The sequence below is a fragment of the Sinorhizobium sp. CB7 genome, assembly GCF_041357635.1.
Lineage (GTDB): Bacteria > Pseudomonadota > Alphaproteobacteria > Rhizobiales > Rhizobiaceae > Rhizobium.
This window is the reverse complement of sequence record NZ_JAULLL010000009.1, coordinates 1-21898: the sequence shown is the minus strand read 5'-3', so window position 1 is coordinate 21898 and position 21898 is coordinate 1. Positions and strand designations below refer to the sequence as shown.

The 21898-nt window shown below is 59.0% G+C and carries 17 protein-coding genes and 1 pseudogene; 6 read left to right on the top strand and 12 right to left on the bottom strand.

The genetic code is table 11. The annotated features are described in order from the left end of the window. Nucleotides 1–141 precede the first annotated feature (141 nt). Entirely contained in the window at nt 142–1323 is a 1182-nt protein-coding gene (locus AAE029_RS17695; protein ID WP_371074187.1) for an NAD(P)/FAD-dependent oxidoreductase, read from the bottom strand. Nucleotides 1324–1450: 127 nt separating this feature from the next. Here AAE029_RS17695 and AAE029_RS17690 point away from each other — a divergent pair, with 127 nt between their 5' ends. From AAE029_RS17690 to edd, 5 genes are all read left to right on the top strand, one after another. Further along, complete coding sequence (locus AAE029_RS17690) at nt 1451–2884, top strand: glutamine synthetase family protein (protein ID WP_371074186.1); 1434 nt, start codon at nt 1451–1453, stop codon at nt 2882–2884. 13 nt (nt 2885–2897) lie between these two features. Next, a complete protein-coding gene (locus tag AAE029_RS17685) occupies nt 2898–4196 on the top strand; it encodes an NAD(P)/FAD-dependent oxidoreductase (RefSeq protein WP_371074185.1) in 1299 nt (432 codons plus the stop codon). A 134-nt stretch (nt 4197–4330) separates the two neighbouring features. Beyond that, nucleotides 4331–5806 carry a glucose-6-phosphate dehydrogenase gene (gene zwf / locus AAE029_RS17680; RefSeq protein WP_371074184.1) on the top strand — a complete coding sequence of 492 codons (1476 nt, stop codon included), beginning with the start codon at nt 4331–4333 and terminating at the stop codon, nt 5804–5806. A gap of 9 nt (nt 5807–5815) precedes the next feature. After that, nucleotides 5816–6514 (top strand): 6-phosphogluconolactonase, encoded by a 699-nt coding sequence (gene pgl / locus AAE029_RS17675; protein ID WP_371074183.1) that lies wholly within the window; start codon nt 5816–5818, stop codon nt 6512–6514. 65 nt (nt 6515–6579) lie between these two features. Beyond that, complete coding sequence (edd, locus tag AAE029_RS17670) at nt 6580–8400, top strand: phosphogluconate dehydratase (protein WP_371074182.1); 1821 nt, start codon at nt 6580–6582, stop codon at nt 8398–8400. A 160-nt stretch (nt 8401–8560) separates the two neighbouring features. Here the strand turns inward: edd and AAE029_RS17665 are convergent, their stop codons facing one another. The 5 genes from AAE029_RS17665 to AAE029_RS17645 all read right to left on the bottom strand — a co-directional run bounded on the left by AAE029_RS17665 (nt 8561) and on the right by AAE029_RS17645 (nt 14070). Continuing rightward, the gene (locus tag AAE029_RS17665) at nt 8561–9775 is read right to left on the bottom strand and encodes a glycoside hydrolase family 172 protein (RefSeq protein ID WP_371074181.1); all 1215 of its coding nucleotides are present in this window, start codon (nt 9773–9775) and stop codon (nt 8561–8563) included. Between the two features lie 26 nt (nt 9776–9801). Next, complete coding sequence (locus tag AAE029_RS17660) at nt 9802–10650, bottom strand: carbohydrate ABC transporter permease (protein ID WP_371074180.1); 849 nt, start codon at nt 10648–10650, stop codon at nt 9802–9804. Continuing rightward, a complete protein-coding gene (locus AAE029_RS17655) occupies nt 10643–11575 on the bottom strand; it encodes a carbohydrate ABC transporter permease (RefSeq protein WP_371074451.1) in 933 nt (310 codons plus the stop codon). The genes AAE029_RS17660 and AAE029_RS17655 overlap by 8 nt, the downstream gene beginning before the upstream one ends. 65 nt (nt 11576–11640) lie before the next feature. Then, nucleotides 11641–13002: a sugar ABC transporter substrate-binding protein gene (locus AAE029_RS17650; protein WP_371074179.1), complete on the bottom strand. Its 1362-nt coding sequence runs from the start codon at nt 13000–13002 to the stop codon at nt 11641–11643. Between the two features lie 63 nt (nt 13003–13065). After that, on the bottom strand, nt 13066–14070 hold the full coding sequence (locus tag AAE029_RS17645; RefSeq protein ID WP_371074178.1) for a LacI family DNA-binding transcriptional regulator: 1005 nt from the start codon (nt 14068–14070) through the stop codon (nt 13066–13068). 148 nt (nt 14071–14218) lie between these two features. Between AAE029_RS17645 and AAE029_RS17640 the strand changes: the two are divergent. Further along, a pseudogene (locus tag AAE029_RS17640) lies at nt 14219–14479 on the top strand (PIN domain-containing protein); the annotation flags it as partial. 18 nt (nt 14480–14497) lie between these two features. Here AAE029_RS17640 and AAE029_RS17635 read toward each other — a convergent pair. From AAE029_RS17635 to AAE029_RS17610, 6 genes are all read right to left on the bottom strand, one after another. Further along, nucleotides 14498–14851: a hypothetical protein gene (locus AAE029_RS17635; RefSeq protein ID WP_371074450.1), complete on the bottom strand. Its 354-nt coding sequence runs from the start codon at nt 14849–14851 to the stop codon at nt 14498–14500. A gap of 153 nt (nt 14852–15004) precedes the next feature. Continuing rightward, a complete protein-coding gene (locus AAE029_RS17630; RefSeq protein WP_371074177.1) occupies nt 15005–16093 on the bottom strand; it encodes an ABC transporter ATP-binding protein in 1089 nt (362 codons plus the stop codon). A gap of 21 nt (nt 16094–16114) precedes the next feature. Further along, nucleotides 16115–17767: an alpha-glucosidase gene (locus AAE029_RS17625; RefSeq protein ID WP_371074176.1), complete on the bottom strand. Its 1653-nt coding sequence runs from the start codon at nt 17765–17767 to the stop codon at nt 16115–16117. A gap of 30 nt (nt 17768–17797) precedes the next feature. Beyond that, nucleotides 17798–18958 (bottom strand): carbohydrate ABC transporter permease, encoded by a 1161-nt coding sequence (locus AAE029_RS17620; RefSeq protein WP_371074175.1) that lies wholly within the window; start codon nt 18956–18958, stop codon nt 17798–17800. Then, on the bottom strand, nt 18959–19972 hold the full coding sequence (locus AAE029_RS17615; RefSeq protein ID WP_371074174.1) for a carbohydrate ABC transporter permease: 1014 nt from the start codon (nt 19970–19972) through the stop codon (nt 18959–18961). A 157-nt stretch (nt 19973–20129) separates the two neighbouring features. Further along, nucleotides 20130–21491, bottom strand: coding sequence for an ABC transporter substrate-binding protein (locus AAE029_RS17610; protein WP_371074173.1), 1362 nt, complete (start codon nt 21489–21491; stop codon nt 20130–20132). Between the last annotated feature and the right edge of the window lie 407 nt (nt 21492–21898).

Here is a 21898-nt window from a genome sequence, read left to right as displayed (position 1 = left end):
CACTCAAAATTCACTACGACATGCCGTCCAAATGGCTGCCGATGGCACTAATATAGGAAGGATAAAAACCACCGGCATTGAGACACGATGGCGCAGCTCTATTAAGAAGTCTTGAATATTCAAAATGAAGTTTGTGTCTTTTTACAAAGATTCTCCGGCGACGAATCCCGACGACCACGCCCATTGGAAATTGTAGCCACCGAGCCAGCCCGTCACATCGATGCATTCGCCGACAAAAAAGAGACCTGGAACGGCTTTAGCCTCCATCGTGCGCGAATCGAGGCAGCCGGTGTCGACCCCGCCAAGCGTCACCTCCGCCGTGCGGTAGCCTTCCGACCCGGAGGGCTTGATCGACCAGTCCTGCACGGCCGCCGCCACCCGTTGCAGGACCTTGTCCGGCTGATCGGCCAGATTGCCGGAAACCGAACCGCCTTCGACGAAATATTGGGCGAGACGCTTCGGCAGAGTTTCGGCGAGCACGGTCTGTACCGATTGACGACCATTCGCCTGCCGCGCCGACCTCAGCAGCGAGAACAGGTCGAGCTCGGGCTCGATGGAGATTGAGATCGCATCACCTTCCCGCCAATAGGACGAAATCTGAAGGATGGCCGGACCGCTCAATCCGCGATGCGTGAAAAGCAGCGCTTCCCGAAAGGCCGTCTTGCCATGGCGGATCTCGGCCGATGCAGCAATGCCTGCGAGCGGTGCCAGACGCTGCAGCAATGTCGGCTCGAGCGTCAACGGCACCAGGCCGGGCCGCGTCTCGACGAGTGACAAGGAAAACTGTTCGGCGATGCGATAGGCAAACCCGGTGGCGCCCATCTTGGGTATCGACTTGCCGCCGGTCGCGATCACCAGCGATGTGGACTCGTAGATCCCCTGCGATGTCATCACGCGAAAGCCGTCGACACTCTTTTCCACGGTCTCGACGTTCGTCCGCAGAGCAAGGGCCGCACCTGCCGCCCGCATTTCGTCGGTGAGCATGCGGATGATGTCCCTGGCACTGTTGTCGCAAAAGAGCTGACCAAGCGTCTTTTCATGCCAGGCGATGCCATGACGGTCCACAAGGGCAATGAAGTCCTTCGGCGTGTAGCGTGCCAATGCCGATTTGCAGAAATGCGGATTGTCGGAAAGGAAGCTTTTCGGATTTGTATGGATGTTGGTGAAGTTGCAGCGGCCGCCCCCGGAAATGCGGATCTTTTCTCCCGGGGCCTCGGCATGATCGATGACAGTAACGGAACGCCCGCGCTTACCCGCGCGAATGGCGCACATCATGCCTGCGGCGCCCGCGCCGATGACGATCACATCGCTTCTCTTGATCAAAACGCATTTCCTTCATGCAAACGGCGCTTTCTTTTCTATCGAACCGTGAAAGTCAACGACGCCTCCCCTCGCCAATTGCCAAACTCCGGCTATGATGGCGATTACGATCAACGCAAATCGGTGTTTTATGTCTCCGAAAAAAACGACGCTGAAGCCTGCCAGAACTCTCGCCAAATCGCTGATACCCCCGGACCCCGGATCCGCACGCGGCGTGGCAAGCTGGAAGGAAGCAGCGCAATGGCTGCGCGCGCGCGGCATCGAGGACATAGAGTGCATCACGCCGGACCTTGCGGGCGTGCCGCGCGGCAAAATGATGCCGACGTCGAAGTTCACCTCCAACACGTCACTTGCCCTGCCTTCTGCGATCTACAGGCATACGATTTCCGGCGAATACCCGGAAGAGACGGAAAGCTTCCGCTACGAACCGCGCGACAGCGACCTGAAGCTCATGCCCGATCTTTCCACGCTTTCGGTGGTACCGTGGGAAACCGACCCGACGGCGCAGGTCATCTGCGACGTCGTCAATTCCGAGGGCAAGGAAGTGCCCTACACACCGCGCAATGTGCTGAAGCACGTCATGTCGCTCTACCGCGCGCGCGGCTGGAAGCCGGTCGTCGCACCGGAGATCGAATTCTATCTGGTCGCCAAGAACGACGATCCCGACTATCCGCTGCGCCCTCCGAAAGGGCGCTCCGGCCGATCCATCCTGGGCGGACAGGGATATTCGATTGCCGGTATCAACGAATTCGACGAACTGATAGACGACATCTATCACTTTTCGGAAAAGCAGGGCCTGGAGATCGACACACTGATCCACGAAGAGGGCCCTGCACAGCTCGAAATCAATCTGCGCCATGGCGATCCCATCGAACTCGCCGACCAGGTCTTCCTCTTCAAGCGCACCATTCGCGAGGCCGCCCTGAAGCACGACATTTACGCAACCTTCATGGCCAAGCCGATGCAGGGCCAGCCCGGCTCAGCGATGCATATCCACCAGTCCGTGGTGAATATCGAGACGGGAAAGAATGTCTTTTCCAACCCAGACGGATCGGCTTCGCGCGAGTTCTTCCATTTCATCGGCGGCATGCAGAAATATGTACCGAGCGCGCTTTCCATGCTTGCGCCCTATGTCAACTCCTATCGCCGACTGACGCCGGACATGTCCTGCCCGGTCAACAACGCCTGGGGTTACGACAACCGAACCACCGCTTTCCGCGTGCCGGTGTCCGATCCCCAGGCCCGCCGGGTCGAAAACCGGCTGCCGAGCTCGGACGCCAATCCCTATCTGGCGCTCGCGGCCTCGCTTGCCTCCGGCCTTCTCGGCATCATGAAGGAGATCGAGCCGACCGCGCCGACGGAGGAGGCCGCCAATGAGGGATCGATCGATCTGCCGCGCGGACTTCTGGAAGCAATTGCGCTCATGGAGGATGAGGACGCCTTCGAGGAGATGTTCGGCAAGGATTTCATCGACATCTATGCCGGCGTCAAACGCGGCGAATTCGAGACTTTCATGCAGGTGATCAGTCCCTGGGAGCGGGAATTCCTTCTGCTCAACGTGTGAAGGAGCGCCGCGCATGACCTTGCAGAAGACCTGGCAGAGCCCGATTGCACCGGGCGTATCCTGGTACCAGGCAACGGTCGGCGAGCGGCCGACCTATCCCTCGCTGGAGGGCTCGCGCAGCGCCGATGTCGCCATCATCGGCGGCGGCTACACCGGTCTGCAGGCGGCTTACCACCTCGCCGCAGCCGGCGTAGACGTCGTGCTCATCGATGCCAACCGATTTGGCGACGGGGCTTCGGGACGCAACGGCGGCCAGCTCGGGACGGGGCAGCGCTGGTGGCCTGAGGAGATGGAGGAGACGCTCGGCTACGAGCGCTCCAAGGCCCTCTTCGATCTCGCCGAACGCGCCAAACGCTATCTTCTCGATTTCGCCACGCAACACCAGATCGACATCGAATACGTGCCCGGCCAGATGAATGTGGCGCACAAGCCGGGTTACAAGCGCGCCTATGTCGAAAACGCGGAGATTGCGGCTCTGCGCTACAATTATCCGCATCTGCGCTTCATGGACGAGGCCGAAACGCATGAGAGGCTTGGCTCAAAGCGCTATTTTTGCGGCGTGCGGGACGTGGGGACCGGCCATATCCAACCGCTGAAGCTGCTGATTGGGCTCGCACGCGTGGCCGATCACGCGGGCGCCAGGCTGTTCGAAATGACGAAGGCGGTCTCCATCGGCCAATCGGCAGGAAAGGTCACGATCGACACCAATCGCGGAACGATCACGGCGGATCGGGCGCTGATCGCCTGCAACGGCCATATTGGCGATCTCGAGCCCGTGACGGCTAATCATGTCATGCCGATCCGCTCGTTCATCGGAGCGACTATTCCGCTCTACCGGTATCCGCAGGTACTGCCTGGCTGCGAAGCGGTTGCCGACTCCCGGTTCGTGGTGCGCTATTTTCGCAAATCGAAGGACGGCCGCCTGCTCTTCGGCGGGCGAGAGGCCTATACGGCCGATAATCCACGCGACATATCTGAGCACATTCGTCGTCAGATCCGCGAGATCTATCCGGCATTGAAGGACATTGAAATCACGCATGCCTGGGGCGGCACGGTCGGTATCACCATGCCGCGCCAGCCTTTCGTGCGCGAGGTCAGGCCAGGTGTCACCTCGATCGGCGGTTATTCCGGCCATGGCGTCATGCTGTCAAATTACTGTGGCAAGCTCTACGCCGAAACGGTTCTCGGAAAGAGCGCGGATCTTGATCTCTTCAAGGCTCTCGACGTGCCGCCGTTTCCGGGGGGAGCACGCCTGCGCACGCCGCTGCTTTTCCTCGCGTTGTCCTGGTTTGCGCTGCGCGACAAGTTTTGATGAAATGGCGGATTTCCTCTCGCGGAATTTCGCTCTAAAACCGGACGGGACGAGATTCATTGCGATGCACACTGGCTTTTTTAAATCGATTAGATTAAAACGGCCACCAACCAAGATGATTGAGAGAAACCCGCATGAGCAGCCAGTTCATTCCTGTTGAGCCGTTTGATTACGTCGTTTTCGGCGGCAGTGGAGATCTTGCCGAAAGAAAGCTTCTGCCAGCGCTCTACCATCGTCAGGCCGAGGGCCAGTTCACTGAGCCGACCCGTATCATCGGCGCCTCGCGCAGCACTCTTTCCAACGAGGAATACCGCAAGTTCGCCAAGGACGCGCTCAAGGAGCACCTCAAGAAAGGCGAATATGACGAGGCTGAGGTCGAAAAATTCTGCGGCCGGCTTTCCTATGTATCCGTGGACGCGCGATCCGATCAGGGCTGGGACGACCTGAAGAAAACCCTGGACGACGGAAAGGATCGTGTCCGCGCCTTTTATCTCGCCGTCGCGCCTGCCCTTTTCGGAGCAATTTCGGACAAGATCCGCGACCACAAGCTCATTACGAAATCGACCCGCATTGTCGTCGAAAAGCCGATCGGCCGCGATCTCGCTTCCGCCGGAGTCCTCAACGATACGATCGGCAGAGTTTTCCACGAAGATCAGATTTTCCGCATCGACCATTACCTCGGCAAGGAGACGGTGCAGAACCTGATGGCGCTGCGCTTCGCGAATGCGCTCTATGAGCCGCTCTGGAATGCAAACCACATCGATCACGTGCAGATCACGGTTGCAGAATCGGTCGGCCTTGAGGGCCGCGCCGGCTATTACGATACGGCCGGCGCGCTGCGTGACATGGTTCAGAACCACATCATGCAGCTCCTCTGCCTGGTCGCGATGGAAGTACCATCGTCCATGGATTCCGAAGCCGTCCGCGATGAAAAACTCAAGGTTCTGCGGGCGCTCAAGCCGATCAACGGCAGAAACGTGGAGCAGATGACGGTGCGCGGTCAATATCGCGCCGGCGCCTCGGCGGGCGGAGCGGTCAAGGGGTACCTCGACGAGCTTGAAGGTGGCGCCTCCAATACCGAGACCTTCGTCGCCATCAAGGCGGAGATCGGCAACTGGCGCTGGGCGGGCGTTCCCTTCTATATCCGCACCGGCAAGCGGCTCGCAGCACGCGTCTCGGAAATCGTCATCACCTTCAAGCCGATCCCGCATTCGATTTTCGATCAGGCCGCCGGCCGTATCGTCGCGAACCAGCTCATCATCCGCCTGCAGCCGGATGAAGGCGTCAAGCAGTCCCTCATGATCAAGGACCCGGGTCCGGGCGGCATGCGCCTGCGCAACGTCTCGCTGGACATGAGCTTTGCTCAATCCTTCGCCGTCCGCAATCCGGATGCCTATGAGCGGCTTTTGCTGGACGTGATCCGATCCAACCAGACGCTGTTCATGCGCCGGGACGAGGTGGAGGCCGCATGGGAGTGGATCGATCCCATTCTGAAGGGATGGGAGGAGGCCGGCCAACAGGTGCAGGGCTATACGGCCGGCACCTGGGGTCCAAGCCAGGCCATCGCGCTCATAGAGCGGGACGGCCGCACCTGGCACGACGACGTTTAGGATAAGATCATGGTGGCGAATATGCATGCTTTTGCCAATGGTGCGGAACTGGCGCGCAGTCTGGCAGATCGGGTGGCCGAAGCTCTTTCGGCCGCTATTGCTGCACGCGGTGCTGCGAGTATTGCCGTCTCGGGCGGTTCGACACCGAAAGTCTTCTTCCAGGACCTTTCGACCCGCCCGCTTGACTGGAATAAGGTGACGATCACACTTGTCGACGAACGTTTCGTTCCCGCCGACAATCCTCGGTCAAACCACCTTCTGGTCGACACCAATCTGTTGCAGGAGAACGCGAAAGCCGCACGCTTCGTGCCGCTCTATCATGGTGTGGCTTCGGTCGAGGATGCCGCGGTACTTGCCACGGAGAAGACGAAGGAAGTCGGCGACCCCTTCGATGTCGTGATCCTCGGCATGGGTGGAGACGGCCACACGGCGTCCTTCTTCCCGGGCGGCAACAATCTCAGGATTGCGCTCGATTCGAAGACGCCCCGCGGCGTCATCACGATGGAAGCGGAAGGGGCCGGCGAAGAGCGGCTGACCTTTACATTCTCCAGCCTCCAGGATGCAAGACTGCTCGTGCTCCATATCGAGGGCGAGAGCAAGAAGGACGTCCTGGAAAAGGCCGAAGCCGCAGGAGACGAGACAGAGATGCCGATCCGCGCCGTGTTGCGCAGGGCTGCCTCTCCGGTCGAGATTTACTGGGCTCCCTGACGTCGCTTCAGGACCAGCCCGACCATAACCAGATACCAAGCGAAAAAGAGAAGGCAGGATTTGCCATGTCCGCTGACGCCCGCATTTCCGCGATTACAAAACGCATCGTCGAACGCTCGAAACCAACGCGTGAGCGCTATGTCGAACGTGTCCGCAACGCTGCAGCCAAGGGTGTGCACCGCTCGGTTCTCGGCTGCGCCAATCTCGCGCACGGATTTGCCATCTGTTCCCCCGCCGAGAAGGATGCGCTCGCCGGTGACCACATCCCCAATCTCGGCATCATCACCGCCTACAACGACATGCTCTCGGCCCACCAGCCGTTCGAGACCTATCCGGCAATCATACGCGAGGCGGCGCATGAAGCCGGCGGCGTGGCGCAGGTTGCTGGCGGCGTTCCCGCGATGTGCGACGGCGTGACCCAGGGCCAGCCGGGCATGGAGCTTTCGCTCTTTTCCCGTGATCTGATCGCAATGGCGGCCGGGGTCGGCCTCTCGCACAACATGTTCGATGCAGCCGTCTTTCTCGGGGTCTGCGACAAGATCGTGCCCGGTCTCGTCATTGCGGCGCTCTCCTTCGGCCATCTGCCTGCCGTCTTCGTTCCCGCCGGTCCAATGACCTCGGGCCTTGCTAACGACGAGAAATCGCGCGTGCGCCAGCTCTATGCCGAAGGCAAGGTCGGACGCGACGAACTGCTCGAAGCCGAATCCAAATCCTATCACGGTCCGGGCACCTGCACGTTCTACGGCACGGCGAACTCGAACCAGATGCTGATGGAGATCATGGGCTTCCATCTGCCCGGCGCGTCCTTCGTCAATCCAGGCACGCCGCTGCGCGAAGCACTGACCCGCGAAGCTGCCAAGCGTGCGCTCGCCATTACCGCGATGGGCAATGAATTCACGCCCGCGGGCGAAATGATCGACGAACGCTCGGTCGTCAACGGCGTCGTCGGCCTGCATGCCACCGGCGGCTCCACCAACCACACGCTGCACCTTGTCGCCATGGCGCGGGCGGCAGGGATCGTCCTGACATGGCAGGATATTGCCGAGCTGTCGGAGATCGTGCCGCTGCTCGCCCGCGTTTATCCGAACGGGCTTGCCGACGTGAACCATTTCCATGCGGCCGGCGGAATGGGCTTTCTGATCAAAGAACTGCTGAAGCAAGGCCTGCTGCACGACGATGTGCGCACCGTCTTCGGTCAGGGTCTCGAAGCCTATACGGTCGATATCAAGCTTGGCGAGAACGGCACGGTGCTGCGCGAGCCGGCGCCGGAAAAAAGCGCCGATCCCAAGGTTCTAGCCAGCATCGAGCAGCCGTTCCAGGCAAATGGCGGCCTGAAGATGCTGCGGGGCAATCTCGGCAGAGCCGTCATCAAGATTTCGGCGGTCAAGCCGGAACGCCACGTCATAGAGGCGCCGGCAATCGTCTTCCATAGTCAACAGGAACTGCAGGACGCCTTCAAGCAAGGTAAACTCAACCGCGACTTCGTTGCCGTCGTGCGCTTCCAGGGACCGAAGGCGAACGGCATGCCGGAGCTGCACAAGCTGACGCCATCGCTCGGTGTGCTGCAGGATCGCGGCTTCCGGGTGGCGCTTTTGACCGACGGCCGCATGTCGGGCGCCTCGGGCAAAGTGCCCGCCGCCATTCACGTTACGCCGGAAGCAGTCGAGGGCGGGCCGATCGCCCGGATTCAGGATGGCGATATGATCCGCCTGGACGCGGTGGCGGGAACGCTGGAACTGCTGATCGACGCTGCTGAGCTTGCCGAGCGGGAGCCGGTGAAAGCCGATCTTTCGGAGAATGAATTCGGCATGGGACGCGAACTCTTCGCCCCGTTCCGCCATGTGGCAGGCCCTGCCGATCACGGCGCGAGCGTGCTTTTCCAGTAGGCCGTCGCGTCACACGAAAACCCTACGCAGCATCGAGTGCGCGGGGTTTTCTTTTACGCAGTCTGGATCAGCTTTTTACCGCGGAACCACTTCTGTCCTTTTTGACTTACGCAATTGCGGACGGAAAACCGCTGCGCATTTTTCCTGGAATTGCTCTGGTCTAGGCGTCTGAGCCGGCATCACCTTTAGCTTTCACCGCAGCCGCGGCCCAGTTCTGATAGGGGCGGCGGAACGTCGGCACACGCTCTTCGACGGCTGGCAACGTTTCGAAGGGCATATGTGGCTCGGATTGATACCAGAAGGCTACGGAAGAAATGTCATCCGACCGCCGGTTGGCATGGCCGTGTTCGATCGTCACACGGATCTGCTTCTGAAAGATTGCGGGATCTTCAATGTGCCAGCGATAGAGCGTCACCGGCTCCGTCCAGTTCGGTCCGCCGGCGGCAATGATGCCGTGATAGGGTGCACTGTATTCTTGCGTCGGGCACCAGGCCGTGTTGAAGTAATCCTCCGTCCCCGTTCCGTGAAGCGTTGGTGGCCAGGCATCGTTGGCACCAGTCGAAGTGACGTCGCGCGGCTCGATCAACGTTGCTTTCGGCCCGATCCGCGGATCCGGTTTTCTAATAGTGTCGGGCACGGACATACCCGGCTCACCGTCAATGAAGATCATGTCGTCGCCTTCACCATACCAATCCCAGACATCCGAGCGGCGGCGGGAATAGACGCTGAAGAGCACGCCGACATAATGGCCCTGGCCTTCTGCGTCGAGAATGGTGTAGTTCCTTTTGCCATCAGTCGTCTCCCCGCCAAACAGAAACTGTTCGTTGGTGAGGCCGCTTTCGCTTTCCCCTTCCGGCCTTGCCTGCCGGTACTGGGCATGGAATCGCCCCAACCCCTCTTCCAACTCGTCGTGCAGTTCCAGGTCGACGTAGTAGTAGAAGAGTAGATCATCCTCGGCTTCATTCGTCACGGTGAACTTCATGTGGCTCGCGAAGGGCATGGGGAAATAGCAATTGAACGCCTTGCCGTCCTCGGGGCTCGCCTGCATCGGCAGGCTGGCATAGTTAGCGGTCCGTCCATGACCCATGCCAAAGAAGTCGCCGATCGGCGCCTCGATGCTCGGATCTGTTTCACCGTCCCAATAGGCGCGCAGGACGATCTTGCGCAGGAAGCTTTCGCTTTCGCAGGCCAGCGTTGCCCAGATATGCGTAATGATCCCTGCGCCGGCATGCTCCGCGATCACCACCGTTCTTCCCGGCTCGATATGCAGCCTGTCGTCGTTTCCGCCCGTTCGATCATAGCTCGAAAATCGCCGCGTTTTGGCCTTTCTCAGTTTCGCAAGGCCGCGGAGCGGCGAGATGCCGGCTTGGGTCATTGAAGTCTCCTTTTAGAATAAAAAAGCTATTTGAGGCCGCTCGTCTTCAGCGAATCCATTATCTGTCGCTGGAAGACGATGAAGAGGACGAGTGTCGGAATGGCCACGATGGTTGATGCCGCCATCATGTAGTTCCACGAGGCGGAATACTGGCTCTTGAAATTTGCGATGCCAACCTGAACGACCCAGAGATCCGGCTTGGAGGCTATCGTCAGCGGCCACAAGAAGGCATTCCAGTTTGCCAGGAAGAAGAGGATCGCCAATGCCGACATGATCGGGCGGCTAAGCGGTAGAATGATGCTCCAATAGATGCGCCAGTAACCGGCGCCATCGACAACGGCGGCTTCCTCGATCTCGCGCGGCAGCGAAAGGTAGTACTGCCTCAACAGGAAGATTCCGAAAGCGTTGAAGATCGCCGGCACAATCAGGCCCGCATAGGTGTTGAGCATGCCCAACGTGCGAACAATGACGAACAAAGGCACGATGATGACAGGCAAGGAGACCAGGAAGGTCGAGAAGATCGCAAGGAAGATAATCTCGCGGCCCGGGAACCGCAACCGAGCAAGGGCGTAACCGGCCATCGTGTGGAAGAACAACGCAACGACAGTCACCGTTGCCGAGACGAAGAAGCTGTTCAGCATGTAGCGCACGAAGGGAACACCGGTCAGCACATAGGTGAAATTTTCGAGTGTCGGCTGAGACGGAATAAGGTTTGCCGAGAAGGACTCAGCTGGCGTCTTGAAGGCAATCGATACCATCCATAGAAGAGGAAAGAGCGTCATGAGTGCCAGCACCGCCGTCACGGCCATCCAGACCATGTGCACGAGCGTCACCTGAGAACGAGAGAAATAGCTGTGCCCGCTGTCCTTACTCATAGTTGAAGCGCCCTCCCTTCGTCATGGCGAAGAAGATTGCCGTCACAAGCATCAGAACCACGACGAGGATCGACGACATCGCCGCGGCGTAGCCGAATGCGCCGAACGCAAAAGCCTGCTGATAGATGTAGACGATCAGAACCGACGTCGAGTTGGCCGGACCGCCCTTGGTCATGACATAAATGATATCGAAGGCTTGCGAACCGGCGACGGCTGCGACCATCGAAACCATGATAACGAAGAAACTCGTTGGCTTCAGAAGTGGCAAGGTGATGTACCAGAAGCAGGCAATCGGGCCAGCGCCGTCGATCGTCGCAGCCTCATAATATTCCCGAGGTATGTCCTGCAGGCCGCCGAGAAAGATCAGCATGTAGAAGCCCATCAGGAACCAGAGGCTGACGACGACGACGGTCAGCAAGGCGAACTGCGGGTCGCCGAGAAAGGAAATGCCGCCAATCCCGAGGAAAGGAATGAGCTTGTTGATGACGCCGATCTTGTCGACCACCATGAACTGCCAGACCAACGCCACGACGACCAGGCTCACCATGTGCGGGGCGAAGAACATCGAGCGCATGACCGCATTGAAACGGTTCGTCTTTTGAACCAAAAGCGCAAGTCCGAGGCCGCACCCATAGAGAAGCGGCACCAGGATCGCCGCATAAAGGGCCGTCACCCGCGCGGCTAACCAGAACAGCGGATCGTGGGCCATCCTGACGAAATTCGCCATGCCGACAAAGCGGTAGCCACCAAAGCCGTTGACCTCGTAGACTGCAAGAAGCAAGGACAATGCCATCGGCAGCCCGAGAAACAGTAGCAGGCCAATCGCATCGGGCGCGACGAAAAGGTAGCCGGCGATCCACTCGCGGTGCCTGGTCGACAGCCCCTTGTGTGCCGTGGACCGGCGATGATTTGTCTTGGTGTCCATATCCATCATTAACATCCCTTCAGGGCCGTCGTGCGCCTTGAAGGGGCACGACGATTCCGGTTCGACTAGAGGATCGGGGCGCCACTGTAGGAAGCGAGGAACGCGTCAAGCTGCTGCGATGCCGCACTGGCGGTCTGCTGCGGATCCGCACCGCCAAGCTGAGTTTGCTGGATGGCGTCGGAGATGATCTTGTAGACTTCCGGTGGCACCCGTGGTTCTGCCCGCGTACCGGGGTGGATGTTCTTTGCAAAGGTTCCGATGTTGCCCTTTTCGAAGGCATCGCCACCTGCCTTGAGTGCGGTGTTGCGCGGCGGCATATCGGATTTTGCCTTGGTGCACCAATCAGCGACGCGCTGGACCGACCCCTTGTCCATCGACGCCAGCGCCCAGGCGCAGAACTGCGCTGCTGCATCCGGGTTCTTGCCCTTGGCATTGGCGACAAAGGCCCAACCGCCACCGACCGTCACATATTTGCCGTTTGCCGGCGTCGGCAGCCTGAAGACTCCGTATTCGAAATCCTTGGCATTTCCGGCCAACTGCGAAATGCCCCAGATGCCGACGTTCTGAATAGCGCAATAACCGGCGGCAAGGTTGGCGACGGTGTCGTTTGCGCCGTTCCCCAGGACTTGGCGAGGCGCAGCGCCACTCTTGACGGCATCTTGCCAGAATTTGAGCGCCTGCACAGTCGCCGGTGAGTCAAACGCGCTCTTGCCATCCTTTGCTTGGAACTCACCGCCGCCTTGCCAAAGGAAGGGGTACCAGGTGAAGTTCTGATAGTAGCCCGGCTGGGTTTCGAACAGAACGCCATACCGATTTGGCGTCGTCAGCTTTTTGGCAACTTCCAGCAATTCGTCCCAGGTCTTCGGGATGTCGTTCTCGTTGAGCCCGGCTTCCTCGAATGCCTTGACCGAGTAGTACATGGCCATCGGTTCGACTTCCATCGGGATGCCGTAGATCTTGCCGTCGACCATGCGGTTGGCGATCACGCTTTCAGGGAAGTCCGCCTTTGTCGCATCATCGATGTGAGGCGTCAGGTCCTGCAGGACGCCGCCGTTGTAATAGCGAAGGAAATCGCCGGGGGAGATGAGAAAGACATCGGGCCCTTCGCCGGAGGCGAAGGATGTCGCGAGCTTTGGGCCATTGATGTATTCGGCATTCGGAACGTATTCGAGTTCGACCTTCTGATCGTGGCTGTCATTCCAATCAGCGATCATCTTCGTGAACCAGTCGACTTGGCTAGCAACCTGACCGCCCGGAGCGTAGAACTGCCAGAACTTCAGGGGTGCATCCTGGGCACGCACCACCAGTCGATTAATGTGCGGAAAGCCGGTTAGGCCGGCAGCGACGCCGGTTCCGGCGAGCAGCGCACCTCGCTTGATCAGCTGGCGGCGCGAAATACCATGTCGTTCGTTCTTGGTGTCAGTCATTTCTTTCCTCCCATAATGACCTGGCGGATCCGGCTCCTCATCCGGCCCGCGTGAAGCAATTCCTCATGCGGTATCGAAGGGCTGAAGATTGCAGGAGATGACCTCCGAGCGCGGGGGCCCGTCATATCTTCCAGAAAGACGCTCAAGCAGCATGGCGGTGGCGCGCTCAGCCAGCGCCGACGGCGAGCGACCGACCCGAGTCAACCTCGGCCTGACATATTCGAGCTGCGTCTGATCGCCGAAGACGGCCACCGCCATGTCACGGGGGATGCTGATCCCTCGGTCATAAAATTCGGCGAGCGCGGCCGAAGCCATCAGGAAGTTTGCAAAAAACACCACTGAGGGCAAGGCGCCCGCATGACGGTCGAGAAGCCACTCGACCGCCGCCTGGCCCGAAGGGCCTAGGTAAGTCCCCTCGAATCGAAGGTCGTCGATCGGGTCGACGCCGCCGTTGCGCAATCCTTGTTCGAAGCCCGCAGCACGTGCCATCGCCTCGGCAAAGAAGGATGGTCCGGTCACATGCGCTACCCGCCTGTGGCCCTTGGATGCAAGATATTCCCCCATCAGCCGACCACCGCCGAAATCGTCGAGCTTCAGATTGTCGACTGCCTGATTTGGCAAGTCGCCGATGAAGACGGTTGGAATATCGATGTCAATCAAGGCGTCATGCATTCCGTGCAACGCGAAATCGCCGACGATCAGACCATCGATCCGGCGGTTGCGGATCTGTCGCATGTATTCGCGACCGTGTTCCTGCGAGTGCCCGCCGGGAACGTCGGTGTTGAAGATCAGCATATCCAGGCCGACCGCCTCCAGCTCCGATTGAGCCGTCTTGACGAGCTCGGGATAAAACGGGTTGCGGATATCCGGGATTAGCATCGCGACGAGATTGGTGCGTCCCGTTCTCAGGCTCTGGGCCTGAGGGTTCGGTACGTATCCAAGTTCGTCTATGGCGGCCAGAACGCGTTCGCGAAGCGAATGAGAGACCCTATCTGCGTGGTTGAGGACGTGCGAGACCGTGGTCGGCGACACCCCTGCTCTTTTTGCTACCTTTGCGATCGTGCTCATGAAACGAATAAAATCATATTAAAAATCGATGTGCAAATCGTTTTGCAAATCGATTTGCAACAATTAGCGCGGCGGGCTGGCAGCACCTGTCGATCCGTCCAGCGACTTCACACCTGTCACAATCTGCAAGCCCACGTGCGCGTTTGTTCGGGTCAGGCAATTCCTGCTGCGGGTCGATGTGCTCCCCTGGGATCGCGATGGCACGCGAACCTATGGCGATCTGCGAGCCGCCTGTGAGGCGAAAGGAGTTACCCTGGCGCCCCTTGACATGATGATTGCTGCTCATGCCGTCGCAACCGACGCGATCCTCGTCACTCGGGACAAGGCATTCGCTCTCGTTTCAGAGCCTTTAAAGATAGACGACTGGACGGACGGAAGAAGGTTAGTGTTCACAGATAGATCGCGTTAACCTCGACCTTTTCCTAGACTAGGCGCGGATGTCCAGAACGCGGTCGCGATGGGCCGGATGGGTGCTGTAGACGAAGATCTTGTTCATCTCCTTCTGCGTCAAAAGACGCAGGAAACGCACCTCGATCGTATTGTTGGCGTTGACCTTCATCAGCATGCAGCCGACCTTCATGATGCGGGCATCCGGAATATCGAGATAGAACTGCTTTGGCAGGTTGAACTGGGTCAAGATCGCCAGGATCGCCCCGCTAACCGAGATGCGGATGATATCGCAACGCCGGGATGCCATGTTCATGACACCCTTTTCCGTGTATTCGATGCGCGCCGCGTTCATCGTATCCTCCATCTTGAACCGACCCTCGCGGTCGTACATGAAGGACTCTTCCTTGTTCAGAAAGTGGCTGGACGCGCCCATGATACTCTTCCTTTATGCTTGCCTGTCCCTCCAAACACTAGCAGGTGAAATTTAACAGAAAGTAGAAGCCGCCCTTTTCCAGAGCGCCGAAGCCGGCCCAAAAAAGGGGGATTATTTGCGGTAGGACTGCCCTGCCGCATCGAAGAGATGCAGCTTGCTGCGGTCTGCCGCAAAGCGCATCGTCTGGTGCTTCTTCGCATCGACAATGCCCTGCAGTTTCACACTGACCGGCTCGCCCTGGAGCACACCACCGACATAGAGCATCGTCACTTCGCCCAGCGCCTCGACGATCAAAACCTCCCCCTCGAAAAGATAGTCTTCCGCGGTCGATACTCGCAGATCCTCCGGCCGGACACCCAGGCTCACAGTCTTTCCCTGTTCCGATGCTGCGGTCGGAATGTCGAGCATCACAGACCTGCCGCTTTCGAGCGCGACCGTCGTTGCGTCTCCAGTCTGCGTAATCGTCGCCGGAAAGATGTTCATCGCCGGAGAGCCGATGAACTTCGCAACAAAGAGATTGGCCGGGCGCTCGTAAAGCTCCAAGGGCGCGCCGACCTGCTCGATGCGGCCGGACGACAGCACGACGATGCGGTCGGCGAGCGTCATGGCCTCCACCTGGTCGTGCGTGACGTATATCATCGTCGTATCCGGCATCGACTCACTCAACCTTGCGATCTCGATGCGGGTGGCGACACGCAGTGCCGCATCAAGATTCGACAGAGGCTCATCGAAGAGAAAGACCTTCGGATTGCGGCAAATGGCACGGCCGATGGCCACGCGCTGACGCTGGCCGCCGGAAAGGGCTCGCGGCAGGCGCCCCAGAAATTGCGAGAGCTGGAGCGTTTCGGCGGCCGCGCGGACGCGCCGGTCAATCTCGTCCCTGCTTTCGCCCGCGATGCGCATGCCGAAAGCCATGTTGTCATAGACGGTCATATGGGGATAGAGCGCGTAGGACTGGAAGACCATGGCGATGCCGCGCTTTGCCGGCGGGATATCGTTGACCAATTGTCCGCCGATTACCATCTGCCCGCCCGTTATATTTTCAAGACCGGCGATCATGCGCAGGAGGGTTGACTTGCCGCAGCCGGAGGGGCCGACGAAGACGATGAACTCCCCCTGCCCTATCTCCAGGTCGATCCCATGCAGCACCTCCATTGAGCCGTAGGATTTGCGAATATCTTTGAGAACAAGGCCCGTCATTTCATCGCTCCTACCAAAATGTCAGGCAAGCCGGGCGAAATACGCGCCCCATGCCGGAATATCGATCCTGTCGCCGTAATTGTCGCTGATGAAACCGTGACCCGAAAGCGCCTGCCAATCTCCCGCCGGCAGGACCACACTGCGTTCAACCGGGCTCATATTGAAAACGCAAAGGAGCTTTTCGCCCGCGAATTCGCGCTTGAATAGCAGCACCTCGTCCTGTGGGTACTCGAATTCGATCGTTCCCTTTGCAAACGCCGGATGCTGCTTGCGGAAAGCGATGAAACGTCGGTAGTGCTCCAGCACCGAGTTTTCGTCACCCTGCTGAACGCTGACTGCCCGCAGAATATGTTCCACCGGCACCGGCAACCATGGCGTCACGGTCGAGAAGCCTCCCTGCGCGACCTGCGCATCCCAGACCATGGGCGTGCGGCAACCGTCCCGCCCCTTGTATTCCGGCCAGAACTGAATGCCGTAGGGATCCCGCAGATCCTGATAGGCGAGATCGGCCTCGGTAAGCCCCAGTTCCTCGCCCTGAAAGAGGCAGACGGAGCCCCGCAGCGTCATCAGAAGTGCCGCATACTGCTTGGCGAATGCGTCCCGATCGGCGACCAATGTACCCCAACGGCTGACATGGCGTATGACGTCATGGTTCGAAAAGGCCCAGCAGGCCCAACCGTCGGGCGCGGCAGCGGCGAAATCCTCCATCACGTCTTCCACACGCTCGGGTGTAAGCGGGTCGGGCGCCAGAAACTCAAAGGCATAGCACATATGCATTTTGTCGTTTCCGGACGTGTATTCGCCGACGATCTCAAGCCCGCGCTGACTGTCGCCGACCTCGCCGACTGCGGTGATCGCCGGAAACTCTTCCAAAACCGAACGGAGACGCTTCAGGAATTCGAGATTTTCAGGTCTGTTCTTGTCGTAGATATGTTCCTGAAAATTATAGGGATTGACGGCCGGAGCCGTGGAAGCGTTGCGCCGTGCCGGCTCAAGTGCCGGATTGTCGCGCAAGAGCTTGTCGTGAAAATAGAAATTGATCGTATCCAGGCGGAAGCCATCGACGCCGCGATTCAGCCAGAAACGCACGATTTCCAGCAAGCGGTCCTGAACCTCCGGATTGTGAAGGTTGAGGTCCGGCTGTGAACTCAGGAAGTTGTGCAGATAATACTGCATGCGGGTCGGATCCCATGCCCAGGCAGAGCCACCGAAGATGGACAGCCAGTTGCTTGGGGGCGTTCCGTCGGGCTTGGCATCGGCCCAGACATACCAATCGGCCTTTGGATTGTTCTTGCTGGACCGGCTCTCGATAAACCAGGGATGCTGATCAGAACTGTGCGAGATGACCAGATCGATGAGCACTCGAATGCCGAGACGATGGGCTTCGACGATCAGCGTGTCGAAATCCACGAGCGTGCCGAAAAGCGCGTCGACGTTTTCATAATCTGCGACATCGTAGCCAAAATCACGCATGGGCGAGGTGAAGAAGGGCGATATCCAGATCGCATCGACGCCGAGCGCTGCGACATGGGGCATACGCGCGGCGATGCCCCTCAGGTCGCCGACACCGTCACCATTGGAATCCTGATAGGAACGCGGATAGATCTGATAGATCACCGCACCACGCCACCAGTCCTTGTCGGGGCTCAAAACGGATTGCGAAGCAAGGCTCATTCATTTTTCCTGTTATCATGTCAGAGATCGTCAGCCACCCTTGACCGATCCGGCCAAAAGACCGCGGACAAGGTAACGCTGCAGACCGAAGAAGACGAATAGCGGCACGATGATGGATACGAAGGCCGATGCCGTCAGGATTTCCCAGTTGCCGCCGCGCGAACCGAGGAGCGCGTTAAGGGCGCCGGTCAACACGAGCTGATCCCGGTTCGTGCCAAGGAAGACAATGGCGACAAGCAGATCGTTCCAAACCCACAGGAACTGGAAAATCGCGAAGGACGCCAGCGCCGGGATGGAAAGAGGAAGAACGATGCGAACGAAGATCTCAAAGTCGCCGGCGCCATCCACGCGCGCGGATTCGATAATCTCCTTCGGCAGCCCGGCGATATAATTGCGCAGGAGGTAGATGGCGAGAGGCATTCCGAAAGCGGTATGCGCCGCCCATATGCCGGCATAGGTCTTCGATGGAACGCCGAAATAGGTGCCGATCTCGTTGTACATTCGCAGAAGCGGGATCAGCGTCATTTGCAGGGGTACGACGAGAAGGCCGACGATCAGAGCGATCAGCAGCGTCCTTCCGGGGAAATCCATCCAGGCCAGCGCATAGGCCGCGAAGGCGGCTATCAGGATCGGAATGATGGTCGAGGGGATCGCGACAGTCAGCGAATTGAGGAAGGACTGCCCTATGCCTTCACCGGTCAGGACGGTCCTGTAATTTTCGAGCGTAAATTGCGGCGGGGCCGACACGGTTAGATAGACGCGTTTGCCGCGAGTGTCTTCGAAGGGCGTATTCTTCATATAGCGGTAGCTGCCATCCTCGTTGATCGTCAGCGTCTCGCCGTCGCCGATATCGGCTGTTTCACCTGCGCCGAACGCCGATGGTTGCTGGACACGGACACCGAAGGCCTGCACGGTCCTTCCGCTGCCGCCATCGAGGACGGAACCTGAAATGACGGAGCTGCCACCCTCCTGTTTCTGCTGTTCCGCCGGCGCCAGACGCACCGCGATGGTCTGCGACGAACCTGCAAAGGCGGTCCACCAGCCGGAAGCCACGATCTGATCCTTGTCGCGCACCGCGCTGACGAAGATGCCAAGCGTCGGAACCAGCCAGATGACGACGATCACGAGGACTGCCAGATGGACAAGGAGGCGCGCCGGGCCGATGCGGGAAAGACGTTGTGCGAGCGTCATCTACCGTTCTCCCATTTGCCGGTTGGCCCTGCGGATGTTCCAGACCATGATGGGGGTGACGGCGAGAAGGATCACGATGGCGATGACGGCGCTGCGGCCCGAATCGCCGCCGCCGCGGAACATCCAGTCGAACATCAGATTGGCCAGCACCATGGTTCCCCATTGGCCATTGGTCATGGTGAGGACGATATCGAAGACCTTCAGCACGAGGATCGTGATCGTCGTCCAGACCACCGCTATCGTGCCCCAGATCTGCGGCACCATGATCTTCCAGAAGATCTGCCAGCCATTGGCGCCGTCGAGGACGGCCGCCTCGATCGTCTCCTCCGGAATGCCACGCAGCGCCGCGGAGAGAATGACCATCGCGAAACCCGTCTGAATCCAGATGAGGATGACCATCAGGAAGAAGTTGTTCCAGAGGGGTATGGATAACCAGACCTGAGGCGTTCCGCCGAAGAACTGGACGATGGCGTTCAGCAACCCAATCTGCGTCTCGCTCTGACCGCGATATTCGTAGATGAATTTCCAGATAACGGAGGCGCCAACGAAGGAGATCGCCATCGGCATGAAGACGATGCTCTTGGCCATGTTGCCCCACCAGATGCGGTCCGTCAAAACGGCGATGACCAAACCGAAAAATGTGCATGCGGCAGGGGCAACGGCGAGCCATAGTATATTGTTGAAGATCGACTGGCGGAACTCCCGGTCATTGATCGCCCAGCCATAGTTCGAAAGGCCGACGAACTCATTTCCGGCACGATTATAAAAGGAGAGGATGAGGGTCGCGACGACAGGATAGACGAGATAGACCACGAGCAGGAACAGGGCCGGGCCAAGAAAAAGCCATGGCCGGATCATGGCTCGACGGCGAAGGTTGCGCGAGGCGATCTTGATGTCATCATCCTTCGCAGGAAAGACGATATCCAGGAGCTTGTTGGAAAGCAGGTAATAGGCAGCACAGGCGAAAACACCGAGGACCACGACAGCGATGGCCGAAACGATCTGCGCCAGCATGCAATTCTCCCCGCGCTTCTGTTCCCATTGACGGGACCAGTGAGTTTCAGTCGACGGCCGATGCCACGGCATTCGCCATGGCCGGGCTTATACCACCCGATCATTCGCGATCACCCGTACCGCCGGTCGGACCGGCGGTACGGGCTGTCGAGCAAGATTATTTGATTGCGTCCCAGGCGTTCTGGATCTCATCTGCGGCCTGCTGCGCGGACTTGCCGCCAACGAAATCGACCATTCCGCTCCAGAAGGCCCCTGCGCCGATCTTACCCGGCATGAGATCAGAGCCGTCGAAGCGGAAAGTCGTCGCTGACGTAAGGATCTCGCCTTCCTTCTTGAGCTGATCATTGGCATAGGCGTCGACGTTGACCCCCTTGTACGGCGTCAGGAAACTCGATTGCGCCATCCACACTTCATGAGCGATCGGCGTCTTGAGGAAATCGATGAAGGCACGGGCGGGCTTCGAGTCCTTGGTGATCGTGACGAACGTTCCAGCGCCGAGAACCGGCTTGCCGAGCTCGGGATGCGACGCGTAAGTCGGCATGTAGAAGAAGTCGGCGTCCTCTCCAAGCTTCACATCCGTCGGGAAGAAGGACGGGATGAAGGATGCCTGATGGTGCAGATAACATTTCGGCGGCACAGAGAAGAGACCCTTCGGACTGTCGCGGAAATCGGTAGAGGCAACCGCCGCCACGCCACCGTCGACGTAATCCTTGTTCTTCGCGAATTTGCCGAACTCCTCGATGGCTGCGACCACGGACGGATCGTTGAATTTCAGCTCGTTTCTGGTCCATTTGTCGTAGGCTTCCGGCGGCTGCATGCGCAGCATCAGATCCTCGACCCAGTCGGTCGCAGGCCAGCCCGTCGCTCCACCCGAACCGAGACCGATGCACCAGGGAACGCCGCCATCAGCCACGATCTGGTCGGTGAGCTTGAAGAGCTCCTCCATGGTGGTCGGCACCTTGTAGCCGGCCTCCTCGAAATTCTCCGGCACATACCAGACCAGCGACTTGACGTCCGCCTTATAGGGAAAGGCAAAAAAGGCAGGATTTCCATCCTTGCCCTTGTAGATACCGAGATCGACCCAGGACTGGCCGGCACCGTAATTTTCCTTGATCCAGTTCTCGACATCGTCTCCGAGGGGGACGAGCAGACCTTTACTGGCGAGATCGGCGAGAAGACCCGGCTGCGGAAGGATCGCGACGTTTGGCGGAGAACCGGCCTGGGTATCGATCACGATCTGCTGCTCATAGTTCTCAGAGGACGAATATTTGGCGTCTACGCCCGTCGCTTCGGTAAAATAGGCAAGCACGCTGCGGAAGAGGGCTTCATCCTCACCGCGCCATGGCCCGAAGATGGTCATCGTCTCGCCCTTCAGATCCGCATGGGCGGCCTTGAAGTCATCATAACTTTTCCAGTTGAACCGCGAATCTTGGCCAGGGGCGAACTTCAGATCCGCAGCGGCAACGCTCCCCGCCATCATCAGGATGACGGCAGCGCTCATCAGAAATCGCTTCTTCATTCTATTGACCTCCCACAACTCCCCGGCGTCGAAATCCGATACGACAGCGCTCCTCCCAAAGCGCTTATCAACGGATCCTTTCCCGTGACGCTCAGGGTCAGGTTAATTGTAAAACTTAAGGCTGCAAGCGGAAACCGCTGCAAACCTGCTCCAAGTGGGAACTAGGAACAATTTTTTATGCGTCAAGCATCGCTTGCGAGCGGGCGAATGCATGTTGCGCAAAAGTGTGCAGGAAACGACATGCATGAAAAAACAACAACCTAAAGCTTGCCGCGTGAAGAGCGATTCACGCGACAGCTTTAGGTCATCTGGAGATCTGAAGCCCGTTCAAAACGTCGGCGGCGTCCTGCCTGCCTTGCGATGGGCGGCGATGGCGGTGTTGGCCATCAGCATGGCGATCGTCATCG